Raw genomic sequence first — 13042 nt, 5'->3', positions numbered from 1 at the left:
GCAGCCCCCAATAAGGGCAGAGGCAATCACTAAGCAGCCGTTATTTGACGAATAAATAGGATGAAAGTCCTAACGCGAAAAATAAAAAGGCAAAAAACAACCGGTTTTTTCACCCTACAAAGACTGAAAAAAACCTCTGACAGTGACCCTATTGACCTATGAATCATTCCATTCGCTCTGCGCTGTTACCACTTATTTGTTTCACATGGTTTCTCATTCTCCCTGGATGTAGCACGCTCAAGCAGGTAGATAATCCTGTCGCAGAGACTTCCATAACCGAACCTACTCCTCCTGAAGAGTCCGAACTGGGCGCAAAACTGCGCGAGCATACCGGTGACTACGGCAATCTATGGGATGAGATTATCGAGGGTTATGACTTTCCGGATATCAGCGACGCTAAGGTCGATAAAAATCTTCGTTGGCTTGCCAACAATCAGCGCTATCTTGATCGGGTAACCGAACAGAGCAAACCCTATCTTTATTATGTTGCCAACGAGTTACGTGAAAACGGTATGCCGATGGAGTTGGCACTATTGCCCATCGTTGAAAGTGCATACAACCCGTTTGCCTCCTCCCCAAGCAAAGCGGTGGGCTTTTGGCAATTTATGCCCAATACCGGGCGCAATTTCGGACTTAAACAAAACCATTGGTATGATGGACGTCGCGATATAGTCGCCTCTACCGATGCGGCAGTGCGCTACCTCAAACGCTTGAACACCATGTTCGATGGCGACTGGTTGCTGACCATCGCCGCTTACAATGCAGGCGAAGGCACAATCCGCCGCGCAATTGAAAAAAACCGCAAACAAGGCAAAAAAACCGATTTTTGGTCACTGCCTCTTTCACAGCAAACCCAGTCTTATGTCCCCCAACTGCTCGCACTTTCCAAAGTGATTGCCGACCCGGAAAAATACGATCTGGAGCTGGAAGAAATTGAAAATAATCCCTACTTCACCACTGTCAATGTCAGCTCGCCCATCGACCTTGCACAGGCAGCGCGCATGGCGGAAATAGACCCCAAAGAACTGCGCAACCTCAATGCTGGCTACAACAAATGGATTACTGACCCCACCGGCCCACATCAATTACTGGTTCCTGTTGCCGATGCGGCACAATTTACCCTGAGCCTGGATAAACTCCCCAAAATAACACCTATTCAGGTTGCAGGAGATTACAAAGTAAAATCGGGCGACACTCTGGGTGCGATCGCCAAACGTTTCGGAACCAGCGTTGCCGCCATTCAATCGGCCAATAACTTAAAATCGACCCAATTAAAAATCGGCCAAAGCCTAAGTATTCCCGGTCAAACACCATTAAATTCTCCCTATGCCATTCAAGCCGAGCAAGAAATCGCCCAGCGCGATCAAAAAAATACTGGCACCTTTTACACCATCAAGTCAGGTGATAGTTTCTGGACCATCGCCAAAAAACACGGGACTAGTGTGAACAATTTACTGAAATGGAATGACATGTCAGCCAAATCCCAGTTAAACCCGGGGCAAAAATTATTGGTGATGAATGCAGCCGCCACCCAGAAAGACAATAAAATTACCTATCAAATTAAGAGCGGTGACACGCTGTACAAAATCGCCAATAAATTTGATGTATCTAAAAAAGATATTTTGAGCTGGAATAAAGTAAAAGATGAAAGCTACATTCATCCTGGTCAAGAATTAACAATTTATCTCACCGCAAAAAATTAACATCTTCATGCTTAGCGCATCAGCGCAAACTAAAAAGGCCAGCGTAATTACTGGCCTTTTTAGTTTGCGGTAACAGCAGGTCTTATTTAAACGTATTGCATGCCTCTATTTTTCCCTGTTCAAAACCGCGCTTAAACCACTCCACACGCTGCTTGGAACTGCCGTGCGTAAAACTTTCAGGGCGAACCGCCCCACCCGCTTGTCGTTGCAATTTATCATCACCAATCGCTGCGGCTGCATTGAGCGCCTCTTCAATATCGCCTTGCTCCAACATTTTTCGCTCAGTATCTGCGTAATAACCCCAAATTCCCGCATAACAATCTGCTTGCAGCTCCTGCTTCACCGAGAGCTGATTTGCCTGCGCTTTTGAGGCTTGTTGTTGCGCCTGCCTCACTTTTGCCGAAGTGCCTAGCAAGGTTTGCACGTGGTGCCCAACCTCGTGTGCAATCACATAGGCTTGGGCAAAATCACCCGGTGCGCCCAGTTTGTTTTTCATATCCTCATAAAATGCTAAATCGATATAGAGTTTTTGATCGCCCGGACAATAAAACGGCCCCATCGCTGCTTGCGCATAACCGCAGGCAGAGTTGACTGCGTTGCGAAATAAAACCAACTTGGGTTCTTGATAGGTCAGCCCTAATTTTTTAAATTCGAGATGCCAGGTGGATTCTGTGTCTGCCAGTACCACCGATACAAAATCAGCCAACTCCTGATCTTTAGGGGATAACTGTTGGGAGCCTGAACTACTCGCAGAAGGTGCTGCCAACTGTAATAAATCTACTCCCAGAAATTTTGCCCCAAAGTACCCCACCACAGCGATCAGCAATAAAATGCGCCCTACTTTTGTACGCAACAAAAACGGCACAATTCGAAGTAGAACGCCCGCACCGCCCATCGCCATTGATGGGCCACCAGAACCGCGTAAATCCTCAATGTTGTTACTGCGACGACCTTGTTTCCAGCGCATAATTTTACCTTTAATCGAATTTAATATTGTTGGTCTAACCTAATGGCTTAATTTGGTTTGGATTATTATTTGAATGCTCTTTATATAGTTAAATGAAATCAAAGCGCGCTACTATAACGCCCTCTTCTCAATAAAACCGAATCGCAAAGGAGTTTTTATGACTACAAGCCCTCTGGCTGGTCAACTTTTACCCGCAGATCTGCTGGTGGATCTCCCTAAATTGATCGATGCCTATTACAGCAAGAAACCCGATGTGGGAATCCCAGAACAGCGAGTCAGTTTTGGCACCTCCGGTCATCGCGGCTCATCGTTCAATACCAGCTTTAATGAAAATCATGTGTTGGCGATTAGTCAGGCAATTTGCGATTACCGCGCACAGGCGGGTATTACTGGCCCACTTTATCTCGGTATAGATACCCACGCGCTCTCGGAGCCAGCACAAATCAGTGCCGTTGAAGTATTGGCAGCCAACGGCGTGGAATTAATGCTCGCCAAAGGTGGTGAATACACCCCTACACCGGCGATCTCCCACGCTATTCTCACCTACAACCGTGGGCGCAACGCTGGTTTAGCCGATGGCATAGTGATCACCCCATCGCACAACCCACCCGATAACGGCGGCTTTAAATACAATCCACCCAACGGCGGCCCCGCCGACAGCGACATCACCAACTGGATGCAAGCGCGCGCCAATGAACTGCTGGAAAATAATTTGCGCGATGTAAAACGCATGGATTACCACCAGGCCATTAAGGCAAGTAACACCCATCAACACGATTACGTAACATACTATGTGAGAGATTTAATTAACGTAATTGATATGGATGCCATTCGCGGTGCAAACATTCACATGGGCGCCGATCCACTTGGTGGTGCCGGTGTCAGTTACTGGAGTGCGATTGCCGATTATTACCAACTCAATTTAAAAGTCCTCAATACTGCGGTTGATAAAACCTTTTCATTTATGACTGCCGATTGGGACGGAAAAATTCGCATGGATCCATCGTCCTCGTACACCATGCAAGGGATGGTTGAGCGACGCAACATGTTTGATGTCGCCTTCGCCTGCGATGCCGACCATGACCGCCACGGAATAGTGACGCCCAGTTGTGGTTTGCTGCCGCCCAATCATTATCTCGCCGTTGCGATTGAATATTTGTTTCAAAACCGCCCGCAATGGCGCGCCGATACCGCCATTGGTAAAACTGTGGTCAGCAGCGCAATGATCGATAAAGTTGCACAAAAAATTGGCCGCCGCTTGTACGAAGTCCCGGTTGGATTTAAATGGTTTGCGCCGGGTTTATTTGACGGTTCACTCGGTTTTGGTGGTGAAGAAAGTGCCGGTGCATCGTTCTTGCGCATTGATGGCAGTGTGTGGACTACCGACAAAGACGGCATTATTCCGTCACTGCTTGCCGCTGAAATCAAAGCCAAAACCGGCCGCGACCCTGGCGAATGTTACAAGCTGCTTGCCGATGAATTTGGTCATGCGGCTGAAGCTCGCGTAGAAGCGCCTGCCAATACTGCGCAGAAAAAAGCGCTTTCAAAAATATCACCCGAACAAATCACCTCAACCGAATTGGCTGGCGATAAAATTGAAAACATTTTGACTCAGGCGCCAGGCAATAATGCTGGTTTTGGCGGCATTAAAGTGATGAGTAAAAATGGTTGGTTTGCTGCGCGTCCATCGGGCACGGAAGAGATTTATAAAATTTATGCGGAAAGTTTTAAAGGAAAAGAGCACCTTCAGCAATTAATTGCTGAAGCGCAAGTGATTGTGGATAAAGCAATATCGTAGGTTTTGCCAAATATCACAAAAAAGAGCGACCACTCACTAGAAAGTGGTCGCTCTTTTAGTACGTCAAATATTTCATGATTAATGCAGAGAAAACACTTCCCTTTTGTTACTCCCACTCAATCGTCGCTGGCGGCTTGCTCGATACGTCGTAACACACGCGCGATACACCAGAAATTTCATTGATAATGCGGCCTGAAACTTTCTCTAACAAATCGTATGGCAGGTGCGCCCAGCGCGCGGTCATAAAGTCGACAGTTTCTACTGCGCGCAGGGAGATTACCCACTCATAACGGCGACCATCGCCTACTACACCAACGGATTTCACCGGCAGGAATACGGCGAAGGCTTGTGAGGTTTTGTGATACCAACCAGAAGCGTGCAGCTCTTCCAAAAAGATAGCATCGGCTTCGCGCAGAATATCGGCGTATTCTTTTTTCACTTCACCGAGAATACGCACGCCCAAGCCTGGACCGGGGAATGGATGGCGATACACCATGTCATACGGCAAGCCCAATTCCAAACCGATTTTGCGCACTTCGTCTTTAAATAATTCGCGCAGTGGTTCAACTAGTTTGAAGGCCATATCCTCGGGCAAACCGCCCACATTGTGGTGTGATTTAATTACGTGTGCTTTGCCGGTTTTAGCGGCGGCAGATTCGATAACATCAGGGTAAATCGTACCTTGTGCCAGCCATTTCACATCTTTTAGTTTGGTGGCTTCTGCATCAAACACATCGATAAAGGTGCCGCCGATAATTTTGCGTTTTTTCTCTGGATCGTTTTCGCCTTTCAGTTTATTTAAAAACTGATCTTGAGCATCGGCGCGAATCACCTTTACGCCCATGTTTTTGGCGAACATATCCATCACTTGGTCGCCTTCATTTTTGCGCAGCAAACCATTGTCGACAAAGACACAGGTGAGCTGTGAACCTATGGCTTTGTGCAGCAACGCGGCAACAACTGATGAATCCACGCCGCCAGAAAGGCCGAGCAATACTTTGTCGCTACCGACTTGTTCACGCACTTTGTTAATTGCATCTTCAACAATATTTGCCGGAGTCCACAGCGGCTCGCAAGCGCACAATTGCAAAACAAAATGTTCAAAAATACGTTGACCTTGCAGCGTGTGAGTCACTTCAGGATGGAACTGCACGCCGTAGAATTTTTTCGCTTCGTTGTACATACCGGCAATCGGACAAGATGGCGTAGATGCAAGCACTTCAAAACCAGCGGGCATTTTGGTCACTTTATCGCCGTGACTCATCCACACATCCAGCAATGCATTACCATCATGATCAACATGATCTTTAATATCTTTAAAGATCGCACTGTCACCCAGAACCTTTACTTGTGCGTAACCAAATTCACGCACATTAGAGCCTTCAACTGCGCCGCCCATTTGCTCGGCCATGGTTTGCATGCCGTAGCAAATGCCAAACACCGGAACACCCAACGTAAACACAACTTCTGGTGCGCGCGGCGAGTTCAGTTCATGCACAGATTCAGGGCCGCCGGCGAGAATAATGCCCTTGGGGTTGTATGCGCGAATTTCTTCTTCGCTCATATCCCAAGCGCGGATTTCAGAAAAGACACCGATCTCGCGCACGCGGCGCGCAATCAATTGGGTGTACTGTGAACCGAAATCGAGAATAAGGATTCGCTGTGCGTGAATATCGTGAGACATGCTGGTTCCTGCTCAAAAGTAAAATGAAAAAGAAAAACTAAAAATGAATTGCGTTTAAACGAAAAACTCGGGCATTACCCGAGTTTTTTGGCGTATTAGCAGCGGAGATTAACGCCCGCCACCGATTGGATAATTAGGTGCTTCTTTGGTGATCTGCACATCGTGCACATGGCTTTCGCCCATACCGGCAGATGTAACACGCACAAATTCAGGTTTGGTGCGCATTGCTTCCAGATCCGCACAACCGGTATAACCCATGGCTGAACGCACACCGCCCATCATTTGGTGAACAATCGCAGTCAATGAACCTTTGTAAGGTACGCGACCTTCAATACCTTCTGGCACCAACTTCTCAGCGCCTTGGCTTGCATCTTGAAAATAGCGATCGCTAGAACCAGAGGTTTGCGCCATGGCACCCAGTGAACCCATGCCGCGATAAGCCTTGTAGGTACGACCTTGATACAACTCCACTTCGCCCGGCGCCTCTTCAGTACCGGCAAACATAGAACCCATCATCACCGCGTGCGCACCGGCAACGATTGCTTTGGCAATATCACCTGAGTAGCGAATGCCACCATCGGCAATTGCAGGTACACCCGTGCCTTTTAATGCTGCAACCACGTTGGCGATGGCAGAAATTTGTGGCACACCCACACCACTTACAATACGAGTCGTACAGATCGAACCTGGGCCGATGCCTACTTTTACCGCATCTGCACCGGCTTCCACCAGTGCGAGCGCTGCGGCACCGGTCGCGATATTGCCGCCAATCACTTGCACATCGGGGTATTTGGTTTTGATCGCACGGACACGATCCAATACGTTTTTGGAGTGGCCGTGGGCAGTATCTACCACCAGTACATCTACGCCAGCTTCAACCAAAGCATCAACCCGCATTTCAGTATCGCGGCTGGTGCCAACACTCGCACCTACACGCAAACGACCTTCAGGGTCTTTGGAAGCGTTGGGGTATTTTTCGGCTTTGTTGATGTCTTTTACAGTAATCAAACCGCGCAGCTCAAACGCATCATTAACTACCAATACTTTTTCGATACGGTGCTTGTGCAGCAAGTTGCGCACTTCTTCGGCAGACACACCTTCTTTAACGGTAACCAATTGCTCTTTGGGCGTCATGATGCTGGAAACGCTAGCATCGAGATTGGTTTCAAAACGCACATCGCGCCCGGTCACAATACCAACCAAATCACCTTTGCTCAGTACCGGTACACCAGAGATATTATTTTTGCGAGTCAAGGCGATCAAATCGCGGATAGTCGCGCTGGCGTCGATAGTGATTGGGTCTTTTACTACACCGGCTTCGAACTTCTTAACCGCGCGCACTTCAGCCGCTTGCTGCTCAATAGTCATGCTTTTATGGATGATGCCGATACCGCCTTCCTGAGCGATTGCAATCGCAAGGCGCGATTCGGTCACTGTATCCATCGCCGCGGAGATAAGTGGAATATTCAATTGAATTTTGCGCGTCAACTGGGTTTTCAGAGACACGTCTTTGGGGGTCACGTCGGAATAACCGGGCACCAGCAAAACATCGTCAAACGTGAGGGCTTCTTCAGCAATCCGCAACATACCAACCAACCTCAAAGCAGGGGAAAAATAAACGCGAAATTATAGCGGCTTGGGGGCTTCCGGTAAACCAAAAACCACAACATCTAGTGTTCAAGGGCAAAGCTGAGGCTATCCCCTCGCGCCGTCATCCCCTAGAATGCGCCCATGACTACCGATCTGTTTAGCAAAACCTCCGAGCGCGAGATATTCAGTGTCAGCCAGCTTAACCGCTCGGCGCGGCAACTATTGGAAACCCATTTGCCCTTATTGTGGGTAGAGGGCGAGCTATCCAATGTCTCCATCCCCTCTTCCGGCCACTGGTACTTCACCCTTAAAGATGACCAGGCCCAGGTGCGCTGCTGCATGTTTCGCAACCGCAATATGCTGGTGCGTTTCAAACCCCAGCAGGGGCAACATGTACTGTTACGCGCGCGCGTCAGCCTGTATGAGGGGCGCGGCGATTACCAAATTATCGCCGAACACATGGAAGAAGCCGGTAGCGGCGCCCTGCAGCGCGCATTTGATGAACTCAAACATAAGCTATCGCAAGAGGGATTATTTAACGAAGCGCACAAAAAAGCCCTGCCCGATCTACCCAAACATATAGGTGTTATCACCTCGCCAACCGGCGCCGCGATTCACGATGTATTGAGCGTACTGGAGCGCCGCTTCCCGGGCATTCCCGTCACGGTTATTCCGGTTGCGGTACAAGGCAAAGAGTCGGCACCGCAAATCGTCCAAGCAATTGAGCTCGCCAATCGCGCTGGTTTGTTTGATGTATTACTGCTCACCCGTGGTGGTGGCTCGATGGAAGATCTTTGGTCATTCAACGAAGAAATAGTCGCCCGTGCGATTTTTAACAGCGAGCTGCCGATTGTCAGTGCAGTTGGCCACGAAGTAGATTTCACCATCGCCGATTTTGTCGCCGACTTGCGAGCGCCAACTCCATCCGCTGCCGCCGAACTGCTAGTACCCGATGGCGATGACTGGCTGGATAAATTTATCGGTTTTGAATTATTGCTTGAAGAGGCCATGTTGCGCCAGCTGCAGCAATGGCAGCGGCACCTACACAATTTGCGTCAGCGCTTGCGCCATCCACGTGAGCGCTTGGAGCAGCAGTCGCAGCGGTTGGATAATCTCGAACTGCGCTTGAAAAATCACATCAAACACTTGCTGGGCGATTGTAAAAATCGCATTCGTCAATTAGAAATTCGCCAGCAGGCGCACCATCCACAAGTGCGTTTGCACCAACTGCAAGAACGCATTGCGGCGCAACATCAACGTCTGCAAACCTCGCAATATCGTTTGCTTGAGCGCAAACAAAAAAGCTTGGGCGAGGCGGTGCGCATGTTAAATACACTCAACCCACTGAGTACACTTGAGCGCGGCTATGGCTTGATTACCGATGCGCAAACTCACAAGGTCATCACCAACAGCAATCAGGTAATGCCAGGAACCACTGTCAATGCCCGTGTCGCACAGGGAGAATTTGTGTGTCGGGTAGAGTCCATTAGCAAATAAACTGCGTATCTACTCATTTAAAAACCTGAGATAGATTGCGAACTAAATTCATGGCCAGTATATTGGCCACTTTCTTGTCGGAGCGCCTTGGTAGACATTGTCTGCACGAAGGCTGAGATGGGTTCGGCCCAATCCGTAGAACCTGAACAGGCTAATACCTGCGGAGGGAACAAGGTACTTATAGCTGCGGCTATTCCCTGCCCTCCGCCTCAAAATTCCGAGGCAATGTGATTAACCAACATCCCCAAACAATTGCTATAGCCGGTGCCGGTTTGCTCGGGCGTTTGCTCGCCTGGCAACTGCAAAAAGCGGGTATTCAAGTCACGCTATTTGAAGCAGGCAGTTTTACACCCGATACACCGCAAAGTAACCGCGCCGCCGCGTTTACCGCCGCAGGAATGGTTGCCCCCTTAAGTGAAGCAGTGGTGTCCGACGCAGATGTTTACCGCATGGGTATTTACGCCCTACAGCAATGGCCCGCATGGTTGGCACAATTACCGGCAACCGACACACCGCTGTTTTTTAATAACGGCAGCCTTGTTGTTGCACACCAGCAGGACACTAGCGAGCTGGATCAATTTGCGCGGGAATTGGGTTTTGTATTGCCCAATTGCACCGGCTACCAACAGCTGAACCAGCAGGAAATTCACCAACTCGAACCCGATTTACACAGCCATTTTCATCGCGGACTTTTTCTGGCCGACGAAGGCCATGTCAACAACCGCGAATTTTTACGCTTGCTGGGCGATGAAATTATCGCCACAGGGATGAATGTTCGCGCCCATACACCGGTTGATGTGTTTCCCGGAAAAATCCTAACCGAAAGTGGCGCAGAACATTTTGATTTGGTAATTGATTGTCGCGGCTTGGGCGCAAAGAAACAGCTGCGCAATTTGCGCGGTGTGCGCGGTGAAACCCTGCACGTAGAAACCAAAGAAATTCAATTGCAACGCCCAGTGCGTTTGATGCACCCGCGCTACCAGTTGTATGTGGTACCCAAACCCAATCACCGTTTTATTATCGGCGCAACTCAAATTGAAAGTGAAGATCGCTCGCCGGTGACGATTCAATCCAGTTTGGAATTAAGCAGTGCACTCTACACACTATCACCCGCATTCGCGGAAGCACGCATTATTGAAATGGATACCAACTTGCGCCCCGCGTTTATGGATAACTTACCCAAAGTAGCGGTGCAAGATGGCTTGATCACCGTCAACGGATTATTCCGCCACGGCTATTTACTCGCACCCGCTGTCGTTGAAAATGTGTTGGCACATATTCTCAACAAACCGGAACCGATTTTTTCTGCCCAGTTAAACTCGCACTAGAAAATACCAAGCTATGACAATTGAACTGAGTGTAAACAACGAAAAAAAATCACTGGCGGCCAATACGCTGCTCAGCGATGCATTACAACAATGGGACTATGGCGACAGCAAAATCGCCGTGGCGATCAACGGCGAATTTGTACCCCGCTCAACTTATAACGAGCGCGCATTATGCAACGGCGATCAAATCGACATAGTCAAACCGGTGGGTGGAGGTTGATATGAGTTATCACAAACCAGAAAAAGATTTCACACTCTACGGCGAAACATTTTCCAGCCGTTTTTTATTGGGCACCGCACTCTACGCATCGCCACAATTAATGCGCGACTCCATCATTCAATCGCGCTGCGAAATCGTCACCCTCGGCCTGCGCCGCCAGAACCCAGCCAATCGCGATGGCGATGCGATTTGGCAATACATTCAAGAGAGCGGCTGCCGTTTGCTACCCAATACCGCCGGTTGTAAGTCGGTAAAAGAAGCGGTGACACTCGCGGAAATGTCGCGCGAAATTTTCAACACTGATTGGATTAAGTTGGAAGTTGTCGGTGACGATTACAACCTGCAACCCGATCCGTTTGGTTTAGTAGAAGCCTCGGAAATGTTGATCAAAAAAGGTTTTAAGGTATTACCTTACTGCACCGATGATTTAATCCTGTGCAAGCGTTTGCTCGATGTCGGCTGTGAAGTATTAATGCCTTGGGGCGCCCCCATCGGTACCGGCCAGGGCTTATTAAATCGCTACAGCTTACGCACCCTGCGCGAACGCATTAAAGATGTACCCATGATTATCGATGCAGGCTTGGGCGCACCATCACAAGCAGCCGAGGCGATGGAGATGGGATTCGACGGCATTTTGTTAAACACTGCCGTAGCCAAAGCGCACAATCCACCGATGATGGCTGAAGCCTTTGGTGATGCAATTGATGCAGGAAGAAAAGCCTATAAAGCGGGATTAATGCAAAAACGCCAAACCGCCAGCCCGAGCACACCCACTATCGGCCAGCCGTTTTGGCATCAACAATAAAAAATAGATGCGCAGATTTACCGAATAAAACCGCTAATTTCCCCAAGCCCGTCTTTTAAACGGCGGGCAATTTTGGGGTCTTTACTTTCACCGGACATCACATACATTTGCATCATTCGGCTCAGACGCTGCAAATGAAACGCCATCTCCTGTTGCATGAGCGATGCATCGGCCACTACCTGGCTGATGCTGTGCGCCTCTTCGCTCGCCATAGATTCAAGCGACTCACGCAAATCTTCTTTAAATAACAAACTGCCTTTAAAGGTAGTGGCGATATGCAGCACAACGTTTTGCAACGAGTGCAATTTTCTATCGCCATGGGTATAACCCACTGAAGTTAAACAATCGCGCAAGTGCATAAACCAATTTTGCAAATGCAGATTTTGTTGCAGCATCCGCTCGGCAAATTCGGGCACACCACTGCCACTTACCACATTTGGCAGCGGCAACTCGCTACGCAAAATCATCGCCGCAACAATTTCGCAACTGCGATACAAATATGCGGCGCGGTTCATTTCCAATACCGGAATCACCTCCCGCCAGCGGCGCCCCTACGCTTTAAAGCGATTGAAATAAATACCCACCATCGCATCGGCAACGGCGAGCACCTGCCCCAATAGAGAAAGTTCACTTTCAACTTTTGCAAAAGGATAGCCAGTGCCGTCACAGCGCTCATGATGCTCCGCTACAGCGGTAATAGTTGCGGGTGACAACTCAGGAACCATCATTAATATTTTATTTGAAATATCCACATGGCTTTGCACATGGGCCCAATCATCTGCACTCAGGTCATCGGTTTTATTAAGAATATGCGGATTAAGATGCAGCATGCCCACATCGTGAACCAAGGCAGCCCAAAACACATCACTCGCATCCTGTACCGGTAAGCGCATTTCTTGTGCGATATACAGCGACCATAAACTGACACACAAAGTGCGTTGATATAAATCCGGCATTTGTGCGGCCATCACTGTCAAAAATTGTTGTACCAATGGCAAACGCGACAGCATCGCACACACAGGCTCAAGTGAACTGAGCGGATGTTTGCGCTCAGCCAATGATTGGAAATATTCCGTAGAGCGAATAATGTCGAGCAGGTGCTGCAGTAAATCTTCAGGGGAAATCAAAGTGGTAATTTGAATTGAATTGGCCAGTGGCCGCGCAAGTATTTTATTTTTTAGCTTCGCGATGCTATTGGGATTGAGCAATTCAGACTGAGCCAAGAGTAACTGGCCATCCAAGGTCTGAATATTTTCCATCGCTACAACCGGATTGGTAACAGACAGATTTGCTAGATAATCCGCATAGGCATCCAGTTGTAATGGATTCCATCCAGATGATTTATCACCCGACACGAATGACTGCTGATCACGCGACATACATAAAACCATCCGTGCAATTGATATTGATAGAAGAGCTTTTATTAATTATTCGAGATTCACTGATACAA

At 48.7% G+C, this 13042-nt stretch carries 11 protein-coding genes and 1 riboswitch; of the genes, 6 read left to right on the top strand and 5 right to left on the bottom strand.

The annotated features are described in order from the left end of the window. Positions 1–158 precede the first annotated feature (158 nt). Positions 159–1703, top strand: a complete 1545-nt coding sequence (locus tag AWU77_RS16380) for a LysM peptidoglycan-binding domain-containing protein (RefSeq protein WP_084618500.1) — start codon at positions 159–161, stop codon at positions 1701–1703. An 82-nt stretch (positions 1704–1785) separates the two neighbouring features. Here the strand turns inward: AWU77_RS16380 and AWU77_RS16375 are convergent, their stop codons facing one another. Next, positions 1786–2670, bottom strand: a complete 885-nt coding sequence (locus AWU77_RS16375; RefSeq protein WP_062065662.1) for a neutral zinc metallopeptidase — start codon at positions 2668–2670, stop codon at positions 1786–1788. A 157-nt stretch (positions 2671–2827) separates the two neighbouring features. Between AWU77_RS16375 and pgm the strand changes: the two genes are divergently transcribed. Beyond that, positions 2828–4468 carry a phosphoglucomutase (alpha-D-glucose-1,6-bisphosphate-dependent) gene (pgm, locus tag AWU77_RS16370; RefSeq protein ID WP_062065659.1) on the top strand — a complete coding sequence of 547 codons (1641 nt, stop codon included), beginning with the start codon at positions 2828–2830 and terminating at the stop codon, positions 4466–4468. A gap of 106 nt (positions 4469–4574) precedes the next feature. Here the strand turns inward: pgm and guaA are convergent, their stop codons facing one another. Together guaA and guaB are read right to left on the bottom strand one after the other, a co-directional pair. After that, positions 4575–6152: a glutamine-hydrolyzing GMP synthase gene (guaA, locus tag AWU77_RS16365; protein WP_062065656.1), complete on the bottom strand. Its 1578-nt coding sequence runs from the start codon at positions 6150–6152 to the stop codon at positions 4575–4577. A 108-nt stretch (positions 6153–6260) separates the two neighbouring features. Then, the gene (gene guaB, locus AWU77_RS16360) at positions 6261–7739 is read right to left on the bottom strand and encodes an IMP dehydrogenase (protein ID WP_062065653.1); all 1479 of its coding nucleotides are present in this window, start codon (positions 7737–7739) and stop codon (positions 6261–6263) included. 144 nt (positions 7740–7883) lie between these two features. Here guaB and xseA point away from each other — a divergent pair, with 144 nt between their 5' ends. From xseA to AWU77_RS16340, 4 genes are all read left to right on the top strand, one after another. Next, entirely contained in the window at positions 7884–9239 is a 1356-nt protein-coding gene (gene xseA, locus AWU77_RS16355) for an exodeoxyribonuclease VII large subunit (protein WP_062065650.1), read from the top strand. A gap of 68 nt (positions 9240–9307) precedes the next feature. Continuing rightward, positions 9308–9425: riboswitch (TPP riboswitch) on the top strand. Between the two features lie 41 nt (positions 9426–9466). Then, positions 9467–10567: a glycine oxidase ThiO gene (thiO, locus tag AWU77_RS16350; RefSeq protein WP_238582497.1), complete on the top strand. Its 1101-nt coding sequence runs from the start codon at positions 9467–9469 to the stop codon at positions 10565–10567. A 13-nt stretch (positions 10568–10580) separates the two neighbouring features. Further along, positions 10581–10787 carry a sulfur carrier protein ThiS gene (gene thiS, locus AWU77_RS16345; RefSeq protein WP_062065647.1) on the top strand — a complete coding sequence of 69 codons (207 nt, stop codon included), beginning with the start codon at positions 10581–10583 and terminating at the stop codon, positions 10785–10787. Between the two features lies 1 nt (position 10788). Beyond that, positions 10789–11592, top strand: coding sequence for a thiazole synthase (locus AWU77_RS16340; RefSeq protein ID WP_062065643.1), 804 nt, complete (start codon positions 10789–10791; stop codon positions 11590–11592). 17 nt (positions 11593–11609) lie between these two features. Here AWU77_RS16340 and AWU77_RS16335 read toward each other — a convergent pair whose 3' ends face one another. Then, entirely contained in the window at positions 11610–12107 is a 498-nt protein-coding gene (locus tag AWU77_RS16335; RefSeq protein WP_152625384.1) for a hypothetical protein, read from the bottom strand. A 36-nt stretch (positions 12108–12143) separates the two neighbouring features. Then, positions 12144–12971 carry an HD-GYP domain-containing protein gene (locus tag AWU77_RS16330; protein ID WP_062065637.1) on the bottom strand — a complete coding sequence of 276 codons (828 nt, stop codon included), beginning with the start codon at positions 12969–12971 and terminating at the stop codon, positions 12144–12146. Positions 12972–13042: the final 71 nt, after the last annotated feature.

It is taken from the genome of Cellvibrio sp. OA-2007 (assembly GCF_000953825.1).
In the GTDB taxonomy this organism is placed as follows: Bacteria; Pseudomonadota; Gammaproteobacteria; order Pseudomonadales; family Cellvibrionaceae; genus Cellvibrio.
The sequence above is the reverse complement of the archived record's forward strand: the minus strand, read 5'-3'. Positions and strand labels throughout refer to the sequence as shown.

Bases quoted from the DNA above. Each gene is read 5' to 3' on its own strand.
- AWU77_RS16380 (WP_084618500.1), top strand. From the start codon at position 159: ATGAATCATTCCATTCGCTCTGCGCTGTTACCACTTATTTGTTTCACA.
- AWU77_RS16375 (WP_062065662.1), bottom strand. From the start codon at position 2,670: ATGCGCTGGAAACAAGGTCGTCGCAGTAACAACATTGAGGATTTACGC.
- pgm (WP_062065659.1), top strand. From the start codon at position 2,828: ATGACTACAAGCCCTCTGGCTGGTCAACTTTTACCCGCAGATCTGCTG.
- guaA (WP_062065656.1), bottom strand. From the start codon at position 6,152: ATGTCTCACGATATTCACGCACAGCGAATCCTTATTCTCGATTTCGGT.
- guaB (WP_062065653.1), bottom strand. From the start codon at position 7,739: ATGTTGCGGATTGCTGAAGAAGCCCTCACGTTTGACGATGTTTTGCTG.
- xseA (WP_062065650.1), top strand. From the start codon at position 7,884: ATGACTACCGATCTGTTTAGCAAAACCTCCGAGCGCGAGATATTCAGT.
- thiS (WP_062065647.1), top strand. From the start codon at position 10,581: ATGACAATTGAACTGAGTGTAAACAACGAAAAAAAATCACTGGCGGCC.
- AWU77_RS16340 (WP_062065643.1), top strand. From the start codon at position 10,789: ATGAGTTATCACAAACCAGAAAAAGATTTCACACTCTACGGCGAAACA.
- AWU77_RS16335 (WP_152625384.1), bottom strand. From the start codon at position 12,107: ATGAACCGCGCCGCATATTTGTATCGCAGTTGCGAAATTGTTGCGGCG.
- AWU77_RS16330 (WP_062065637.1), bottom strand. From the start codon at position 12,971: ATGTCGCGTGATCAGCAGTCATTCGTGTCGGGTGATAAATCATCTGGA.